This window comes from Ammoniphilus sp. CFH 90114 (assembly GCF_004123195.1).
In the GTDB taxonomy this organism is placed as follows: Bacteria; Bacillota; Bacilli; order Aneurinibacillales; family RAOX-1; genus YIM-78166.
Map to the genome: position 1 here is coordinate 191,097 of NZ_SDLI01000004.1, position 18,641 is coordinate 209,737.

Here is an 18,641-nt window from a genome sequence, read left to right on the forward strand (position 1 = left end):
TCTACATGAAATTAAAGTTCTTTTCCGTCGCTTTATTGGCAACGCTTGTCTTAACGGGTTGTACTGGAGGAAGTTCGAGTGATAGTAGCTCTTTAACTATAAAGGAAACAAAAAACATGAAAGAATTGGTGCATGATTACAGTGTTGGCAACCAAAAAGCTGAGTCTGCCTCCATCACGTCCCACCAATTAACTGTCACCGATAGTAAAGGAAGTAAGTCTGTTTATGATTTACCAGAAGACGAGTTTTTTGTTTCTATTGCACCTTATGTTAGTCAAACCCATCCTTGAACGAATCATAGCCTGACAGGTTGTCAAGGCGAATTAGTAAGTGAAGAGTTTAAAGTTTACATTGAAGACGCAGAAGGTAATGTGATACTAGACGAAACGGTAAAATCACACCCGAATGGATTCATCGATTTATGGCTGCCGCGCGATAATACCTACCGAACCAAGATTGAACACGGTGGAAAAATAGTGGAATCAGAGATTTCTACTTTTGAGGGTGACCCCACCTGTATTACAACTATGCAATTGATGTAGAAACAGCACCTTAGGTGCTGTTTCTTTTTTTTAGGGCCTCATATTGGAGTATGCCTCATCCCGGACTATGGTCTTTTTTCCTAGTTGCTTTTATACTGATTGAGAATGGACATAACGTCGTTTAGTATGCGTTTAAACTGTTCCTTCAACCCTTTACTTAATCCTAAATGGAAATCCAATTCAAACGGTTCTATCCCAATTAGCATTCCTTGCTTTCGCTCTCCGAACTGATGTAGTAAGTCAAGAAAGTGTAAATGGTGCATGGATAGGCCCGGTTTACTTCGTACAAGTTCAGATAGAGGGAGTACCGAGGCTTCCCCTGGCTGTTTCCCCATCATGACAGCATCAATCACAATAATATACTGCCTGTTCTCAATCACATCTAGACAGTAATTAAGGTCTGTTTCTCCTACTGCATATTCTATTTCTTTATCCATGTACTTCTCGTTCAGCAAGGCTTCCACCAGTTCGACCCCTATGCCATCATCTTTCATCAACCGATTCCCTAATCCTAAGACAAGAATTTTCATCCGAACACCTGTATGGTGAAAGGATCTAATCCTGGAGAATAAACGTGAGTAGCACAAGACATACAAGGGTCAAACGAACGTAATATCCTGCCAATCTCAATCGGTTGGTTAAGATCTTGGATCGTCGTCCCGATTAAAGCTTGTTCCGCTGTTCCATGAACACCGTGAGCATCCTGTGGTGAAAAGTCCCATGCAGAAGGGGTAATGATCTGATAAAACGTGAGGATTCGGTTCTCCATTTTCAGCCAATGTCCTAATGCCCCTCTCGTCGTATCGACTAATCCGGCCCCTATGGCCTGTTCAGGCAACTCCCATTCTTTTTGCAAGGAAATATTCGGGTGGATTTGGTTGAGTAAAACTCTTAGAACATCAGCGACCACTTTCAACTCGAGAACGCGAGCAATGGTTCGGTCCATTGTGGAAATTCCTCTTTGATATTTACCACTTAACCATAGTCTGGCCAAGGGCCCCACTTCGAAGGGGTGTCCATTATAGCGTGGAGCTTTGACCCAGGAATAAGCCCTTGGTTTATCCATATTGGGTTCTGACATTTCTTCCAGCGGAGCGTATTCCTTCTTCCCATCGTACCAAGATCGCTCGATACTCTCTGTAATGTTTTTCTCCTTAAAGGGCCTGATCTCACCGTTCTGATATATTAACGGGTCTACATATAGGGTCCCCAGGCTTTTATATTGATGAAATACACCAAAGCTCATGAGGTGGCCAGGACCTTTTCCAATCTGGTAGTAATCATCATAGTACTTCGCAATGGTATACACATCGGGGATGGCCTTCGTTTCTATAAAAGCCGATAAGGATTGCAATATCGACTTCATCTGAATAATTTGGTCTGCTGTTGGAGGGGTAGCCACTCCTCCAACAAAGATCCCATGGTTATGGGGAGCCTTACCTCCCATGACGGCTAGCATTTGATGAGCCAGACGACTCATTGGCAAGGCTTCAAAATAATGCGCTACGAGCTCATCATTGACCTTTTTCGGCAAACGGAAATCACGATAGTCCGTATGGTAGATTTGGCTGACCTCCGGCAGTATGGCATAATCCGGAACCGTATACTGATAAAAATGCCGCAGATGATTTTGTAAAAACTCACAACCGTGAATAATATCCCTTAGATATCGTCCTTCTTCACTCACCTTGACTAGCATGGCATCTTCTAAGGCCAAAGATGACCCTACGGAGTGTGCTGTAGAACAAATACCGCAGATTCTTTGGGTAAGATAAATCGCATCGTATGGATTTCTTCCCACCATCATCTGCTCAAATCCACGAAACATGTTTCCTTTAGTTTTTGCACTCGTAATCACATGATTCTCAACTTGAACATCAATCTCCAAAAATCCGCTAATCCTTGTTAAGGGATTAATCACAATCCGTTTTTTCATTCTCTACTCCCTAGTAATGTCATAAGATACAAAAGGGCTCATCTGATCAGGAAAACCAAATTGTGAACAGCCTATACAAGTGCTCACCCCGATTGGCCAATTGACCCCGCCATTCCACTGTCGCGTCGGACAGTCTACGCGGGTTACAGGTCCACGACATCCTAGCTTGAATAAACAAGTGTTCTCTTCCAACGTTTTAGCAAATATCCCCTTATGGAAAAAATGAAGCCGCGGGCAACGGTCATGAATGGTTGTGCCATAGAACATTAAGGGCCGATCCATGGCATCTAACGGAGGCTCTCCATACATCAATAGATGAGATAGCGTACCTAAGAACCAATCAGGATGACAAGGGCAACCTGGCAACTTAATCATCGAACGTTTTACTACATCCGGTACTCCCACACATTGAGCAGGGTTCGGTTTGGCGGCGGATGGGCCTCCGTCAACCGCACAAGCACCAACTGCAATTACGTGAGTGGCCCTATCTCCTAGTAATTCTGCCGCCTTTAATGCAGTCAAAGGCTGTCCTTGCCAACTTCCAATCACATTGTAAAGACCGTTGTTTTTGAGGGCTACGGCTCCTTCCACCGCCAAGATAAATTCCTCGTCCAACAGATCCATCAATTGTTGAGTAGCCTTTTCCCCTTCTGCAGCCATTAAACTGTTGCTATACACGAGATCTACCATTTCTGTGATGGCGTGTTCAAAGTTAGGATGAAAGCCATTCAACAACGAAATAATATTTCCCGAACAGCCTGTTAGCTCTAACCAGACCAGTTTTTTCCTCTTCCATTGCCCTTGCTGAATTTGTTCCCTTACTTCTTCTCTTAGCCGATGAGTTACAGCTTCAGGACTGACCGATTCCGGGGGCAAGATATAGTCTTCATTCACTTAAGCCAACCTCCCCACCGGCTTTAATGTATTCAAGATCCACTGCTGTCCGGCATGACAGGAGGCAAATTCTGCGGTTAAATCTTTTCCAGCAGACAAACCGAAGTGGGAAGCGGCGGACCAGGCCTTATTATTGGTTACATCATAGACCGTTCCATTCACAGCAACATAAGCTGGTTTTCCGTTTCGTCCATTGTTCTCAGATAGTTGATCCCTCGTTATGGCAGGAAGACTCTGAGTGGTTGCCTGAGTCTGAGTGCTTGGTGCGGTTAATGCTTGATGGGATGGCTGGGGCAACGTGGGAGTAACCGGTAGGGTTTGTGTTGGCTGATCTGATAAAGTAAACAGAAAATGAAGAAGGGATACTTTATTCCAGAGCTGATTTAAAATTAGATTTTTAGTATGGTAATCCGTTGTCGAATAAAGTAATCGAATAAGGTATTGAACTTCCGAAAATGCAATTTGAATCTGTCTTTGTATAACTTCTTTATTTTGACTCATTTTTCTTATCGCCTCCACGGATTCATTGATGGGCTATCCTATTCTGTCAGTGAAGGTCAGGTGTATCCATTACTTAAACAGGTGAATCGTAATCTCTGGCTTTGTCTTTAGGTTACTTTTCATCTGTTCTTGGATTATTTCTAAGGTTTGCTGCAGTTCGGCTGCTTTTTCAGTCGCTTCCATTAGTTGCGCGCTCCATGTTGAGATGCCCTTCTCCTCTAGCTCTTGTTTCCATTCGCGAGTAGAATGCTCAATGAGATTAACAAACTGTTGAAGCTGTTTTATACCCGTTGCCACTTCACCTATTGATGTTGTCGATTGACACATGTCAACTCCTCCTTTCGTGTTAACAAATCCTTGGTAGAGGGGCGCCAGATAGCATCTCGATTCTTCTGGTTCCGCCAAAGGCCGTTTTAAGCCAGACCTTCCCTTGCCCCTTGCGAACCCTTCCAATTACCCCGGCGAGTTGTTGATCAAACTTTTCTCTCATCCACTTGATCACAGCATCGGCTTCCTGTTCACCCACGATCAAGATCACCTTCCCTTCATTCGCCAGATAGAGGGGATCAAGCCCTAGGATTTCCACAGCCCCTCGAACCTGGTCGGTAACCGGCAAGTGCTCTTCGTAGAGCTCCAGATCTAAGGATGTCTTCAACGCAATTTCCTGAAGGGTTGTCGCTACTCCCCCTCTGGTGGGATCACGCATAAACCGAATACTATGAAATTGGTCAAGTAAGGACTGAATCATGGAATGAAGGGACGCACAATCACTCAAAATAGGTGGAGAAAATTCGAGACCCGCACGCGCACTTAGGACAGCTATCGTATGCTCGGCTATCGCACCATTAATCAAGATCCGGTCACCTGGCTGAATACAAGAATAAGCTAACCGACCAGGATGACGGTTGATTCCGATTCCTGTCGTGTTAATGTATAGGCCATCTCCTTTTCCTCTTTCCACGACCTTGGTATCCCCTGCTACCAATCTTACTCCCGCTTGTTGAGCTGTATGCGCCATGGATTGCACAATTCCCCTTAGCTCCTCCATGTCCAAGCCCTCTTCTAATATAAATCCTGCGGTTATGTACTGAGGAATCGCCCCACTCACGGCCAGATCATTCATCGTCCCGGTGATCGCAAGCTTTCCGATGTTTCCTCCTGGAAAATGCATAGGAGAAATAACATAGCTGTCCGTGCTTACCATAATATTTCCCGACGCTAACGTGAGAGCGGCTGCATCTCCCTCTTCCTGCAAGTGGTCATTGTGGAACGCACGATGAAAAATATTTTTCACGAGCTCGTGAGTCAATTTTCCCCCGTCGCCGTGGGACAACAAGATCTTCATGGTTTCCCCCCTCGTTCATAGAAGTAATAGGTAGAACACGTCCCTTCCGAAGATACCATGCAGGGACCCAGGGGCTTCTCAGGAGTACAAGTTTTTGCAAAAAGCCCGCAGGACAATGGGGTAAGCTTCCCTGTAATCACCTCACCGCAACGACAACCTCTAACACTACGACTTCTCGGTGCCTCCCAGGAAAAACGGAATTTCGCATCTTGATCCCTATAGAAGGGCTTTAACTCCAAACCGCTGTCCGGTAACATTCCAAATCCCCGCCATTGTGAACTCACGGGCTGAAAAACCTCGCCTAGAACTTGCTGTGCTCGCTCATTTCCGTCCTCTTTCACCATTCGCCGATAGTGATTAACTACCTGCCTTCTCGGTTTTCTCATTTCTTTTACCAAGATATACGTGGAGGCAAGTAGATCAAGCGGTTCAAATCCTCCAATGACTGCCGGTTGATTGTATCGTTCCAAGAAACTCCACCCTTTTCGACCAATGATGACCGAAACATGTCCCGGTAGAAGAAATCCATCAATTTCATGCTTCGCTTGAATAAGAGCCTCTAGTGCAGGCGGAGTACATTTATGAGCGGAATAGACCGAGAAATTCCGGATGTTTTCACGTGATGCTCTTTGAATCGCTAGCGCCGCACTTGGGGCGGTCGTCTCAAACCCAACACCAAGAAAAACAACTTCATGATGAGGATGCTCAATGGCTAGTTCTAGTGCCTGAGTTGCACTGTTCACCATTCGTACATCCACGCCGTTCGCTCTTTCTTGAACGAGTGTAGAATGAGTACCTGGAACCTTCATCATGTCCCCATAGGTGGCAATCATCGTTCCTTTTTGCTGGCCTAATGAAATCATCCGGTCTAAATCCGTTTGATCTGTAACACAGACAGGGCAACCCGGACCACTCATCAGCTCCACAAAATCCGAGAGGAGCTCACGCACCCCTGTTTTGGAAAAAGAAACCGTATGTGTTCCACACACTTCCATCATGCGTATCTTTCTTCCTAAGGACTCCCTCACTTCCAAAAGGAGGGGAATCGCCTTCTCGAGAAGCTGGGAGAATAAGGTGGGGTCTCGATAAGATTGTACCTTCATCCTTCTGCAATCCATCCCTTCCATAGCTCAAGTGTCTCTTGGGCCTGTTCTTCATCAATCACCTGAATAGCCTCTCCCGCATGAACGAGAACGTATTGATCAGGTTCTACTTGTTCGAGTAATGCAATGCCCACTACCATTTGCGTGCCAAAATATTCCACCTTTGCCCGCAGGCGAATCACATCTACTTCAAGAATCTTGGCGGGTACCGATAGACACATCTCGCTGCCACCTCCATAACGCGCAAACCGCTTGCCCCAGGGCAATCCCACCATCTCCTGCGGGAACAACCTGAGGGATATAGACCTTAAACCCTTCCTGTTCTAGTAAACCCTTTGTATAAGAAAGGAGATATCGATTATGCCAGACCCCACCACTCAAAACAACGTCAGGATAACCCTTTTCTTCTCGGGCCAGCTTCGCTCCCGCACACACCATGTGTGCCACCGTATGATGAAATTTTCGGGCAATCGTAGCATGAGGGGTCCTCTTATCGATGTCTATCAGAACTTCTCTAACTATCGAGCGAATGAACAACTGTCTTTCCTTTAACTCAAAAGAATAATACCCTTCGTCTCCCTTGGTGTGGATCGAGTTTTCGGCTTTTTCTCCTAGTAAAATGGCAGCCTCCCCTTCATAAGAACTCTGAAGGCATATGCCGAGCATCGCAGAAACTCCATCAAACAATCGTCCCGCACTCGTTGTGCGTAACGTTGTTACCTTGCCTTGTAATTGAGCTAATACGAGGGAAAGCTTCTCTTTGAACATCGGGAATTGCTGTTCCGCCCAACACTTCGTGCTATCAAAATCCTGCATACCTTCGTAAAAGAGAGAAACCGCTTGAATCCATGGTTGCCGTATAGCCGCTTCCCCACCAGGCAGGGGTAATTCCTGTAAGGAACAGATCCGCTGAAAATCCACATAGTCCCCTGTCAAGATTTCGAATCCCCATAAGCCCCCATCTCTTCCATACCCTGTTCCATCCAAAATACACCCGATGACTGGATGTTCCAACCCATGTTCTGCCATACAAGCGGCCATGTGGGCGTGATGATGATACACAGGAAAACAAGTTTTCCCCTGATTGGCTTCGCGAAATTCTTGGGTTATTTGGTAACGTGGATGTGGATCGTAGGCCGTGATCGAAGGATTCGTGCCCAAAAGCTGAAGCATATGATGAACGCCTTCTTTCCATACTTCCATTTGTTCCTTGGTATCTAGATCTCCCATGTGTTGGCTCATTATTGCTTGGTCGCCTTTGATGATACAAAAAGTATTTTTCTTCTCCGCGCCAGCCGCCAGTATTACTAGTTCTTCCGTCATTTCCTTAGGTTTTGGTATCTTAATAGCTTCTGGTACATAGCCCCGTGAGCGACGAAGGACTTGTACCTGATTATCTATAACTTGACATACGGAATCCTCCACTCGAATTTTGATTTCTCTAGAATGGACTACAAAGAGATCAGCCATCCCTCGTAGGTGATGAAATGCTTCTTTATTGGTTCTTACAATGGTTTGCCCATGCAAATTGCCACTGGTCGCAATAAGAAAAGATAAAGAAGTTGAAAACAATAAGGTATGTAATGGCGTATAAGGAAGCATTACTCCTATACGAGCATAGCCATCAGCTAGAATCGAAACATCAAGGTACTTTCTCAACAAAGGTTTGGGTCTGAGCAGAACAATAGAAGCCCTTCGGTCTTGCAGGAGATTTCGCTCCGTCATGTTAATCACAAAATACTTCTCTAAGGTTGCAAGATTCCTCACCATAAGGGCAAAAGGCTTGCGAACTCGATGTTTTCGTACCCTCAATTTTTTGATAGCCTCAGGTTGTGTCGCATCGCAAAGGAGGTGAAAGCCACCTATGCCTTTTACAGCCATAATCTCTCCACGTAAGAGAGATTGTTGAGCAATCCTTATCCAGTCTCCTTCTATGGGTGTATGCTCATAGATCCTCACTTGTACAAGGGGACCACAATCCGGGCAGCATAAAGTTTGAGCATGAAAGCGTCGTTCATTAGGATCTGTATAGTCCCGTTCACAGGAAGGACAGAGCTTAAATGCATGCATCGTTGTATCTTTTCGATCATAGGGAAGATGATGAATGATAGAATATCGGGGACCACAATGAGTGCAGCTGGTAAAGGGATAGTGGAATAATCGATGCTGGGGATTCAGAATCTCCGATAAGCAAGACTGGCAAACCGCTAGATCGGCTGGAAATGGAGGGAACGCTAACCCACCTTGCTTGCTTTCACAAATACTAAACTGCTGATATCCGACAGGAGCTAAAGTCACATGACTTAAGGTATCAATACGAGCTGGCTCTTTTGTTTCGTATTGCAAGGATTGCATAAATTGATCAAGCTGATGTGTCCAGCCCTCTACTTCTATTGTGACCGCTCCGGTATCATTTCGCACGTATCCTTTCAAATGATAAGCATGGGCCAATCGAAAAACAAAGGGACGGAAACCTACTCCTTGTACGATTCCGCTGACCTCCACTCTTCTTCGTTCTTTTTCATGAACTGTACTTGTCGATCCACGAGCCAATTGATCCATGTATCCATTCCCTCCCCCCTCAATGCCGATACGAGAAAAAGTTGTACTTTAGGATTCATTTCTCTTAGGGTTTGGCAGAAGGACTCAAGATGAAAAGGAACATAGGGAAGAAGATCTATTTTATTGAGAATCACCACATCCGCACACTGAAATACGGTAGGATACTTCAGGACTTTATCTGTCCCTTCTGTTGTACTCAAAATCGTAATACGAAGATGTTCTCCTAGATCAAACTCGGCTGGGCAGACTAAATTTCCTACATTTTCAATGAGGAGACAGTCTAGCTCCTGAAGTTGAAAGTGAGGTAAAACAGAACCAATCATGTTGGAATTGAGGTGACATGCACCATGGGTATTAATCTGAATAACCTTCGTCCCAAGGGATGCAATTCTTTCCGCATCAAGCGAAGTCGCTACGTCTCCTTCTATTACACCTATTCTCAACTTATCTTGAAGACTTTCTATCGTTCTCTCAAGAAATGTCGTTTTCCCAGAACCAGGTGAACTCATTAGGTTGATGGTTAAGATAGAATATTGATTAAATTTCTCTCGATTTTCGTCTGCCTTGAGTTTGTTATCCCATAAGACATCCCTTTGGATGGCGACCTTTTTCATCTCCTGCTATTCTCCTTCCATATAGTCAATATAGAAGTCATATCCTATCCTTTCTTCTATTTCTAGAGACGCACCATTCAACATGGATTCCTTTATCAAAAGACTAAAAGCGAACTGTAAAGACTCCACATGAACCATCCGACTAGAGCCCACAACCAATTTTACATTTTCAATTCTATTCCAACCCTCTTTTAGTGCCATCTCCTCGACAATGGTTACAATGCCACTCGCTAAACTGAATTCATGCATAGTTATGTATATTCCCGACAAAGGAAACTATACGACAATCCTAAACATAAAAAATCAATAAAAGAGCTTTCACACCTAGAAGATTGGTGATCAAGCCCTTATTTAATAGCTGAACAATGAGAATGGTTAATAAAAACAACATACCCAATATCCTTACATTAACATACCATAGACAGTATGCTACCCTTTTTATAGCCGAAACTTCACCATTTTTTTAATGAAGTGCGGGGGATATCTTTTCTAAATCGGGCGTTACTCGCTTGATTTTGGGGTTAATCGCAGCATCGCATTGCGTAGGGTTGTCATCCTTCAATCCGAACCCGACAACTAACCTCGTAGGCAAACAAAAAGGAGGCATATGTAATGAAGAGACCACTTGCTTTACTAGTGGCGGCGATGACGATCACAAGCTCTAGCATCGTATTGTCTTTCGCTGGACAAGCTAGCGCACAAACCTTCCAAACTCAAGCCACAACGGGGCAAAAGATTATACAAGCAGGAATGAAATATATAGGTACACCTTATGAGTTTGGTTCTGACCGCACAAGCAAGAGAACCTTCGATTGCTCCGACTTCACCCGACGCGCCTACTTAGATGTGGGGATTCGAATTCCTAGTAATTCAAGAACCCAAGCTGAACATGTAAGGAATTTAGGTAAAACATCTACCAAGTGGCAAAATCTAAAGCCAGGAGACCTCATGTTCTTTATGTCTTATAGAGGAGTCAATGCTTCTTCCTATGCCGGTTTAAACAAGTTTAATCAAAGAATTACTCATGTTGCTATCTATCTAGGCAACGGTAAGATCTTACACACCTATTCAAACCAATCAGGTGGAGTGAGAATTGATAGTATCTCCGGAAGGCATTGGGAGCATCGCTTTATCTTTGGTGGAAGCGCCACTCAATAGAAAAGAGCTATTAGAGCCTGCACACGATCTTGTTGTGCGGGCTTTCTTACGTGGAATTAGCGGAGAAACTTCCGTTATTAGCCAAAGATTGCTAAAAATGCCCTAGATAAGCGGAAATTTTTCCGCTAAGCTCGCTGGATGCCACAAAATAAGTATGATACTTGCAAATAACAGGAAATATTTCCTCTATTTAGCCTAATTTCGTGCCTTTTCTAGAAATAAGCGGAATTCCTCCGCTTATCTCAACCCCTAACTAACCACCATGTATCTTTCTATATTCACATCTACCCTCTTTTGATAGAGTATAGTCAGTAATACCGGTCTTATGATCGCACAGAATAACCGGAATACATGGTTCGTCCATGATAGGATAATGATTAAAGGAGATGACGAGTGTGGAGTGGCTGATGAAGAGGAATTTACGCTTAGGACGATCCCGGCTGCTACCTGGGCTGTATTTACCTCCATCGGACCCATGCCAGGGGCTATACAACAAGTCTGGTCAAATATCTTTCAAGAATGGTTCCCTTCTACAGGCTACCAACATAGCGGCAGACCCGAACTTGAGGTGTATCCAGCAGGAGATACTACCGCAGAGGATTATCAGTGTGAGATATGAATTCCCATTGTTAAAAAATAAAAAAATTTGAGGGTGTCCCTAAAGGTCGGTAAAACCGACACCTAGGGACCATCCTAGAATATTCTACTGTTATTCGATTGACGTTCAACGGTCGGTCTATTGTTCCACTAACTTATCTAACGTATCTAGATACAAAACATGCAAGAACTTCTTAATGTTGACCTTGCTTTTCCCTCGTTCTTCTGATTTTTCAATTTTCATCATTTCGAGTCTGACATCGTGAAAATCAAAGTAACGGACAGCGTAATGTTCAAATTTTGGGTGAGCATAGTCAGTCAACCCGAGCGATGCAAGATGATTCAAAGAAGCCAAAACCACCCGGCGAAGTCGCTGCTCGATGGCCTTGCCTTCCCGAATGACCTCTGAGGGTTCGGCTTTGGATCTGGTTGCTAGCGATTCGTATAATTCTTTTAAAGGAGGAAAGTTTGAACACTTCGTTTGCACGAGGTACTCCATTATGCTAATGATCTCCTCACTGCCGCTCTCCCCTACGATTCCCAAGTCGCTTAATAAGGAAACCACGACTTCACGTATTGAATGAGTCTTGGCACTGACGATGCGCTTAGGCTGGAAATGATCTAATCCATTCAGCGAATTTTTAATTGTCCATAATGAACGTTGGAGGTGTACATATTCTTTCACTTTATTCATTACGTTTAAAACCTCAATCTTATTAATCGGCTTGTGAATGTAGAATTCCACCCCCATTTGATACGCTTCACCCACCATATCCTTATTAACAACTTGAGACAGCATGACGACTTTTCCCTCGTAATTCCTATCCCTTAGTTCCTTCATGGTTTCTATCCCGTCAAGTTCAGGCATGAGAAGATCCATCAGAACAATGTCCGGATTTTCTTCTTTCACCATTCTTAAGGCCTTTGACCCATCTTCAACTGTTCCGATTACAACGCCTATGTCATGGTCCTCTATAATCTGGGTAAGCATCCTGCGACACACCGGATCATCATCAACAATCAGAATACGAGCGTCCATTATCTACTCTCCTTTTTTCACTAATTCATAAGTGGATAGCACGATCGTAAAGATGGTCTCCCCTGGCCTTGACTGAACACGAGTATACCCATTTAAGGATTGCACAATGTCGCGCACATGTGACAACCCAATTCCAGTTGCAGCGACTCCTCTTTCATTGAACTTCGTAGTAAAACCACCCTCGAATAAAATAGACATGTCCCCAGGGTGTATGCCTGACCCGGTGTCTATGACCCGGAAGATGGTTTCGGCAGAATTCCCGTGCAACTCTAGTGTAATTGTCCCTTCTTCCGATATCGCTTCAACGGCATTTGCCGTTAAATTATTCAGAAGGGTAAGCAAGGGAACATACTCTGTCGTTGTATAATCCATTTCTACTAGGCAATGAATTCGGACCTTCTTGTGCAGCATCTCTGCGTATTTTCCATTTGCCCTTGCCACAAAATCCATTACTTCTGAAAGTTTCATTTCCATCGTACTTTCGCGGTCTACTAAATTCATTAATCCCGCCAGGATTCGTTGGGAATCCTTCTTGACCTCATGAATCTGCTGAGAAATATCTAGAGCCTGTCTGCTTAATTCAGGATGGTTCATCTCCTTCAAACGACGATATAAATCATAACTTCTGGCCGTGATTTGTTCAATATGATCCATCGACTTTTGCAGATAAAGAGTCTCTCCGTATAATCCCGTACCAACCTGAAGCATTTGTTCGATACGCTTTTGCTGTTCTATGTGCTGGGTACGCAACCGATGGATGGATAAGCTATTATATAAACCTAGAATAAAATAACTGCGGAAAAGAGCAACGATCATCAAATAGGCCACTAACCGGGGGCTGAATTCAACTCCTTCAGACAATAAATGCCTTATAAGTAATTCTACAATATTTGAAGAAAAATCAACTAAAGAAATATACAGCCCTAACCGAAAGGGAATAAATTCAGGGTCATCTCTCCGAAGGATTCGCAGGCCTACGGCGAAGAAGAAATAAAAAAAGCTCGAAGGCACATGATTTGCCAAACTCTCAGTCAATGAAAATCCGTGGAATGGAAAGGAAGCAGCATCAAGTCCTACCCTAAATACCAGGATGAAAAGCGCTGTAATCAATCCGCTGATTGTCCACGAAACATAAGGAAATAGCAAAAGCAGAAATAAAAATACACTGGTTCCTAGGGCAAACCTGAAGTCCTGCCCGTTAAAAGGGGTAATGCTCAATTCTCCAGCTAATGTGGTTAGGAAAGCAATCAGAAAAACAATCCGGACTTGTCTGTCCAATTCCATAGTTCTCCCTTCTATAAAGAAGGAAAACAGCCAACCCTCTTGTAAGGTTCGCTGTTTTCCATATTTTATCTATGCCGCATCCAAAGTAGTATCGGCATTTTTTCTTCTTTGGCTTAGCCATTGCGAGCCAAAGATGACAGCTAGTGTACCAATACCGATTGTATCGGTGATCAGGCCCGGAACGATAAGCATTAATCCGGCCGCAACCGACATAATTCTTACCCACCAACTCATAGGCTTGTATCCGTATCCAATTAATCCTGCACTTACACCGATCATTCCAATTAAAGAGGTCGTAACTACCCATGCTGTTTCTGACCATGTGGCGTCAATCAGAAGTAACTCTGGCGACATAACAAAGACATAAGGGATGATGAAGGCGGCAATAGCTAACTTCGTAGATAGAACACCGGTCTTCATCGGTTTCCCTTTTGCTATCCCCGAAGCGGCAAAGGCAGCGAGGGCTACCGGCGGTGTAATATCGGCCACGATACCAAAGTAAAACGTAAACATATGCGCTGCTAGAACAGGCTTACCTAAAGCAATAATAGCTGGTGCGGCAATTGTAGAGGTAATAATATAGTTGGCTGTAGTGGGTGTTCCCATCCCTAAGAGTAGAGAAGAGATCATAGTAAGGAACAATGTCAAGAGAATGAGGCCACCTGAAAAGGCCAATAATCCATTAGCAAATTTCAGCCCCACGCCAGTTAAGGTTACCACACCGACAATAATTCCAGCACAGGCTGTAGCAGCAGCAACCCCTAGAGCGGAACGTGCCCCGGTTTCCAGAGCTTGTAAAATATCTCGAAAAGACATTCGGGTCTCCTTACGGAAAGAACCTACTAAAATAGCAACTACTATCCCGTATAAAGCTGCTCTAATAGGCGATACTCCGGTCATCAAGAAGGCAATAATCGCTACAATAGGAAGCAGAAGATACGACTTTTTCCATACCTCTTTCTTATCTGGCAACTCTTCATCTGTAAGTCCGCGCAAGCCAATACGCTTTGCCTCTAAGTGCACCATCACCCATATCCCGGTAAAGTAAAGGACTGCAGGGATAGCTGCCGCTAAAGCTATTTCCCAATAGGGAATACCCGTAAACTCCGCCATAAGAAACGCGGCCGCCCCCATCACAGGTGGCATAATTTGTCCTCCAGTTGAGGAAGCTGCTTCAACTGCTCCAGCGAATTCCTTCCGATACCCCAGCTTCTTCATCATAGGGATAGTAAAAGCGCCTGAAGTCACAACATTTGCAACGGAACTTCCACTGATTGTCCCTTGAAGGGCACTAGAAAACACAGCAACTTTCGCAGGTCCGCCAATTCGCTTTCCGGCAACCGCTAGAGCTAAATCATTAAAATACGCACCCACACCTGTTTTTTCAAGAAATGCTCCAAATAGTAGAAACAAAAAGATAAAGGTAGCAGATACGCTTAGAGGCGTACCGAAAATCCCTTCTAGTGTATAAAATTGATGACTAATCAAACGCTCAACTGAAACCCCTCTATGATGCAGAAATCCGGGCATATCCTTCCCATATAACGCGTATAGCATAAATACACCGGCAATAATAACAATAGGAATACCAACCACTCGGCGTGCTGCTTCCATTACTAGAAGAATGGCTATTCCTCCCACGATTAAATCCACTTGATTAAAATTTCCGATTCTTTGAATGAGCTGTTCAAAATTAAAGACCCAATAAAGACTCACTGCCATTGACAGTATGGACAACCCGGCGTCGATCAGAGATATTTTCGTTCGATCTGCCTTTTTAGTTGCGGGAAACAATAGAAAAGTCAGACCTAAAGCAAACGCCAAATGGATTGAACGGTGCATCTGCGCTGGAGGCGGCGGAAAAATAGATGCGTATATCTGGTATAAAGAAAAACCGATGGCCAAGATCGAAATCAACCAACCCAGCTTCCCTACTAGCACACGATAAGAAGACTCCTTATCGTACTTGGACAACAATTCCTGCATCTCATTCTCCTGAATAGGAGCATCAGATCCTGAGTTGATCTTTGACATATAATAGTAACCCCCATACATTTTTTATATCCTACTTTCTACATCCTAAAGGGGCCCTACCAAATCCGACAAAATCCGAAAACAAACAAAAAAATAAATTTTTTAACATATACCTAAAGGTAAAAAAAACGGTCGCCCTCATGGCAACCGCTTAATTCTCATCCTAGTTTCATTTATGGTTGAAAGTAGTAAGCAATTGGAAAGACCACCAACATCAAAATAATAGACAACAAGAGACTAAATTTAAGATCCCTTGCCATAATCTCCTCTTTTCTCACTCTATTATCCAATACATTGCTCGTTTCTACGTTTAAGTTCTTTTCCATTTATACTAGCTCCTTTTCTTATTTAGTTTCTAGGAAAAAGGCCGGAGCTTGTCTAAGAACTTGGACCCATACTTTATAGGTTGTAGAGTCTCCTCATGTTTTTGATATAAGATAAATAGATGTAAAAACCGCATGAACCGAGCAAAACTTTGTAAAATGAAACTATACTTAAATAGGTAGCCAAGCAAAGTAGGGATAACGAATAGTAGTATAAGTACACGCTGTTGAATCAGCGAGAGTTGATCATCGTTCTCATGATCCACCCAATAGGTTTGGGTTTGGTCAGTCCATGACTTCTGAAGTGGAGAAGCAGAACCTAGCAAAGATAAGAGTAATACCATGACAATACAAAGGCATTTGAATAATTTCAATTCGATCCCCTATCTCTCTGATCATTACTTGGTACATGTTATAGATTATATCCTGATTGAAGGAAATAATCAGCAGCCATTATTTTGTTTCTGCACTCTATCATCCTATTTCCCCTTGCGCATGTTATACTGTATCTAAAGTATGTCAAGGAGGCATGAGGACTTGTTTTTATATTTCTTCACAAAGTTGAACGAAGGAGACTTATGTAAAATTAGTTCGCTCAGCAACCCTTTGTATGAACATAAAGTACGATTTAAACAGATTGACTATTTTATGCAAGCCCCATGCTTTATATTTGAAACTCTGGATAAAGAACGAGTGGTCCTTTATTGTGAAAGTCACTTTGAAACCTTACCATATAAAAAAAGTTTAGAATTCTTAATCGATTTAGCCTTACATACTCGTGATAAGGAATGGTTTGACGAATTAGCTTATAAATTAAACTTTGAATCCCAACCATAATTTCATATAGAAAAAAAGCCCGCATGGGCTTTTTCTCTCAATACTCTACACCCTCACTGTTTCCGCAGCAAATCTAGATGCCACTTCTTTTGCATGGGCTATAGCCCTTTCTTTAATCGCTCCTGCTTCATTAGGCATTTGAGCCATCCCTTCCACGATGATGGATTCCGCATCGGTAATCCCAATAAAGCCAAATATCGCTCTCATATAACGATCCCCAAACTCAACATCCTTGGCAGGACCTTCAGAATACACCCCACCACGAGCTTGAATATGGACAGCCTTCTTATCCGATAATAGCCCAACAGGACCATTCTCTGTATACCTAAAGGTTTTCCCAGCGATACAAATGGTATCGATATAAGCTTTCATCTTAGGAGGAATACTGAAATTCCATAATGGGGTAACAAAAACATATTTATCTACCGATATGAATTGCTCTGTAAATTCATTAATCTTAGCGACTTTCGCCTTTTCCTCTGCGGACAGCTGTTCAAAGGCTGTTCCTTGCTGAAGCTTTCCCCAACCATTAAATACATCCGTATCAATATATGGAATATCCACCTGATAAAGATCAAGTTCTATAATTTCATCGTTGGGCTTTGCAGTACGGTAAGCATCAAGAAAAGCTCTACCGACAGAAAGACTGTAGGATTGTTCGTCTGCTTTCGGATTTGCTGTAATATATAGTACTTTAGCCATGGTCTGTTAATTCCTTTCCAGTTATGTAAGATCATCTTCGGTAAAGATTTCTTTCCCATAAGCAAATACATGCGGACTGGGTTCTAAGGGGGTTCTCTGTTTCATTTCACTTGCTTCCGGTGGAACATCATCAAGTGGAATCTCTTGACCATATGTGAACATTCTGTCCCTCCTTCCCGTACAAGGAATATCCATCTCTTGCTATATTTCCCCTTAGATAGAAATTTATTTAGCCTTGGAGCATTGAAAAAAAGAAGCGCTTTTTTAAAGTTAAATTATCTACTGGTTTTCTCGGAGAATATGAGTTAGACTTTCCTTTATTAGGAATGACAAGAGTAAATGAAAGAAGGAGTAGGAGCAATATGGGAAAGAAAAAGACGAATAAAAAACCTAACGCTAAACAATCACCTCCCTCACAACGAGTGATGGGCTGGACCCTGGTTGTTATCCTATTGGTATGTGTCGGAGCTATTTTTTACAAGGCTGCTTCCGGTCCACAGACGGGGCAAGTTGTGAATGACGAGGTCTTTGAGTATGACCAGCAACCCGCACTCGGTTCGAACGACGCTCCAGTAAAAATGGTTGGCTTCGCCGACTTTAAGTGCCCATCGTGCAAGGCCTTTGACGAGGAAATTCTCCCCCTCATCAAAAAGGACTTTATCGACAATGGAACCGTTCAATATTATTTCGTAAACTATCCGATTATTAGCCCTAATGGTGACTCCACAACAGCTGCTCTGGCGGCAGAGGCCATTTACAACCAAAATCCAGAGGAGTTTTGGAAGTTTCATGATGCTGTCTTCACGAACCAGAAAGATGAGAGGCAATCCTGGGCTACGCCAGAGTACCTCATCCAAGTTGCTCAGGAGGCAAAGTTAGCTATCGATTTTGATCTACTTAAGAAGGACATCGAAGAAAAGACCTATGCGGATCAAGTCAAATTAGATACTTCCATTGGAAATAAGGCTGGTATACGAGGAACACCGACTATTTTTATTAATGGTAAGGAACTGTCCATCCACGAGACCTTCGATTACGAAGCCATCAAAAGTGCCATTTTACAGGCTAAAGACAATACTCCATGATCAAACAGTATAACTAATCACTCCCTATAGGAAAGGCAGAATAGGTTTTGAAATCTAGCGCTCCGAAGATAACCGGACAATTTTC

22 protein-coding genes, 1 pseudogene and 1 riboswitch are annotated in these 18,641 nt (G+C 43.3%); of the genes and pseudogenes, 5 read left to right on the top strand and 18 right to left on the bottom strand.

What is annotated here, in order from left to right; all coding sequences use genetic code 11:
• The first annotated feature begins 5 nt into the window (after window positions 1-5).
• Complete coding sequence (locus EIZ39_RS27070) at window positions 6-542, top strand: CueP family metal-binding protein (RefSeq protein WP_205668541.1); 537 nt, start codon at window positions 6-8, stop codon at window positions 540-542.
• A gap of 80 nt (window positions 543-622) precedes the next feature.
• Here the strand turns inward: EIZ39_RS27070 and EIZ39_RS11080 are convergent, their stop codons facing one another.
• The 11 genes from EIZ39_RS11080 to EIZ39_RS11130 form a co-directional block, all read right to left on the bottom strand.
• Window positions 623-1,072, bottom strand: a complete 450-nt coding sequence (locus EIZ39_RS11080; RefSeq protein ID WP_129200030.1) for a hydrogenase maturation protease — start codon at window positions 1,070-1,072, stop codon at window positions 623-625.
• On the bottom strand, window positions 1,069-2,478 hold the full coding sequence (locus EIZ39_RS11085) for a nickel-dependent hydrogenase large subunit (RefSeq protein WP_129200031.1): 1,410 nt from the start codon (window positions 2,476-2,478) through the stop codon (window positions 1,069-1,071). The genes EIZ39_RS11080 and EIZ39_RS11085 overlap by 4 nt, the downstream gene beginning before the upstream one ends.
• A gap of 3 nt (window positions 2,479-2,481) precedes the next feature.
• Entirely contained in the window at window positions 2,482-3,372 is an 891-nt protein-coding gene (locus EIZ39_RS11090; RefSeq protein ID WP_129200032.1) for a hydrogenase small subunit, read from the bottom strand.
• The gene (locus tag EIZ39_RS11095; protein WP_129200033.1) at window positions 3,373-3,873 is read right to left on the bottom strand and encodes a cytochrome b5 domain-containing protein; all 501 of its coding nucleotides are present in this window, start codon (window positions 3,871-3,873) and stop codon (window positions 3,373-3,375) included.
• A 69-nt stretch (window positions 3,874-3,942) separates the two neighbouring features.
• A complete protein-coding gene (locus tag EIZ39_RS11100; protein WP_129200034.1) occupies window positions 3,943-4,200 on the bottom strand; it encodes a hypothetical protein in 258 nt (85 codons plus the stop codon).
• Window positions 4,201-4,219: 19 nt separating this feature from the next.
• Window positions 4,220-5,218, bottom strand: coding sequence for a hydrogenase expression/formation protein HypE (hypE, locus tag EIZ39_RS11105; RefSeq protein WP_129200035.1), 999 nt, complete (start codon window positions 5,216-5,218; stop codon window positions 4,220-4,222).
• Entirely contained in the window at window positions 5,215-6,321 is a 1,107-nt protein-coding gene (hypD, locus tag EIZ39_RS11110; protein WP_129200036.1) for a hydrogenase formation protein HypD, read from the bottom strand. Before hypD ends, hypE begins: the two co-directional genes overlap by 4 nt.
• The gene (locus EIZ39_RS11115) at window positions 6,318-6,542 is read right to left on the bottom strand and encodes a HypC/HybG/HupF family hydrogenase formation chaperone (protein ID WP_129200037.1); all 225 of its coding nucleotides are present in this window, start codon (window positions 6,540-6,542) and stop codon (window positions 6,318-6,320) included. The genes hypD and EIZ39_RS11115 overlap by 4 nt, the downstream gene beginning before the upstream one ends.
• Window positions 6,511-8,883: a carbamoyltransferase HypF gene (hypF, locus tag EIZ39_RS11120; RefSeq protein ID WP_129200038.1), complete on the bottom strand. Its 2,373-nt coding sequence runs from the start codon at window positions 8,881-8,883 to the stop codon at window positions 6,511-6,513. The genes EIZ39_RS11115 and hypF overlap by 32 nt, the downstream gene beginning before the upstream one ends.
• On the bottom strand, window positions 8,796-9,497 hold the full coding sequence (gene hypB / locus EIZ39_RS11125; protein ID WP_129200039.1) for a hydrogenase nickel incorporation protein HypB: 702 nt from the start codon (window positions 9,495-9,497) through the stop codon (window positions 8,796-8,798). The genes hypF and hypB overlap by 88 nt, the downstream gene beginning before the upstream one ends.
• Before the next feature lie 6 nt (window positions 9,498-9,503).
• Entirely contained in the window at window positions 9,504-9,746 is a 243-nt protein-coding gene (locus tag EIZ39_RS11130; protein ID WP_129200040.1) for a hydrogenase maturation nickel metallochaperone HypA/HybF, read from the bottom strand.
• Between the two features lie 183 nt (window positions 9,747-9,929).
• Window positions 9,930-10,103: riboswitch (cyclic di-AMP (ydaO/yuaA leader) on the top strand.
• Window positions 10,104-10,109: 6 nt separating this feature from the next.
• On the opposite strand from EIZ39_RS11130, the gene EIZ39_RS11135 reads away from it, so the two are divergent.
• Window positions 10,110-10,655, top strand: a complete 546-nt coding sequence (locus EIZ39_RS11135; protein ID WP_129200041.1) for a C40 family peptidase — start codon at window positions 10,110-10,112, stop codon at window positions 10,653-10,655.
• A gap of 412 nt (window positions 10,656-11,067) precedes the next feature.
• Window positions 11,068-11,274, top strand: a pseudogene (locus EIZ39_RS11140) (GyrI-like domain-containing protein); the annotation flags it as partial.
• Between the two features lie 117 nt (window positions 11,275-11,391).
• Here the strand turns inward: EIZ39_RS11140 and EIZ39_RS11145 are convergent.
• The 5 genes from EIZ39_RS11145 to EIZ39_RS11160 all read right to left on the bottom strand — a co-directional run bounded on the left by EIZ39_RS11145 (window position 11,392) and on the right by EIZ39_RS11160 (window position 16,306).
• Window positions 11,392-12,291, bottom strand: a complete 900-nt coding sequence (locus tag EIZ39_RS11145; protein WP_129200043.1) for a response regulator — start codon at window positions 12,289-12,291, stop codon at window positions 11,392-11,394.
• Between the two features lie 3 nt (window positions 12,292-12,294).
• Window positions 12,295-13,575 carry an ATP-binding protein gene (locus EIZ39_RS11150; RefSeq protein WP_129200044.1) on the bottom strand — a complete coding sequence of 427 codons (1,281 nt, stop codon included), beginning with the start codon at window positions 13,573-13,575 and terminating at the stop codon, window positions 12,295-12,297.
• Window positions 13,576-13,644: 69 nt separating this feature from the next.
• A complete protein-coding gene (locus tag EIZ39_RS11155; protein WP_129200045.1) occupies window positions 13,645-15,609 on the bottom strand; it encodes a TRAP transporter permease in 1,965 nt (654 codons plus the stop codon).
• A gap of 173 nt (window positions 15,610-15,782) precedes the next feature.
• Entirely contained in the window at window positions 15,783-15,935 is a 153-nt protein-coding gene (locus EIZ39_RS26585) for a hypothetical protein (RefSeq protein WP_164985026.1), read from the bottom strand.
• A gap of 29 nt (window positions 15,936-15,964) precedes the next feature.
• Window positions 15,965-16,306, bottom strand: coding sequence for a hypothetical protein (locus EIZ39_RS11160; protein WP_164985027.1), 342 nt, complete (start codon window positions 16,304-16,306; stop codon window positions 15,965-15,967).
• 274 nt (window positions 16,307-16,580) lie between these two features.
• Here EIZ39_RS11160 and EIZ39_RS27720 point away from each other — a divergent pair, with 274 nt between their 5' ends.
• Window positions 16,581-16,769, top strand: a complete 189-nt coding sequence (locus tag EIZ39_RS27720) for an IDEAL domain-containing protein (RefSeq protein ID WP_368666315.1) — start codon at window positions 16,581-16,583, stop codon at window positions 16,767-16,769.
• A 45-nt stretch (window positions 16,770-16,814) separates the two neighbouring features.
• Here EIZ39_RS27720 and EIZ39_RS11170 read toward each other — a convergent pair whose 3' ends face one another.
• On the bottom strand, window positions 16,815-17,471 hold the full coding sequence (locus EIZ39_RS11170) for an FMN-dependent NADH-azoreductase (RefSeq protein WP_129200048.1): 657 nt from the start codon (window positions 17,469-17,471) through the stop codon (window positions 16,815-16,817).
• A gap of 21 nt (window positions 17,472-17,492) precedes the next feature.
• Window positions 17,493-17,633 (bottom strand): hypothetical protein, encoded by a 141-nt coding sequence (locus tag EIZ39_RS26590; RefSeq protein ID WP_164985029.1) that lies wholly within the window; start codon window positions 17,631-17,633, stop codon window positions 17,493-17,495.
• A gap of 200 nt (window positions 17,634-17,833) precedes the next feature.
• On the opposite strand from EIZ39_RS26590, the gene EIZ39_RS11175 reads away from it, so the two are divergent.
• Complete coding sequence (locus tag EIZ39_RS11175; protein ID WP_164985030.1) at window positions 17,834-18,556, top strand: DsbA family protein; 723 nt, start codon at window positions 17,834-17,836, stop codon at window positions 18,554-18,556.
• Window positions 18,557-18,641 lie beyond the last annotated feature (85 nt).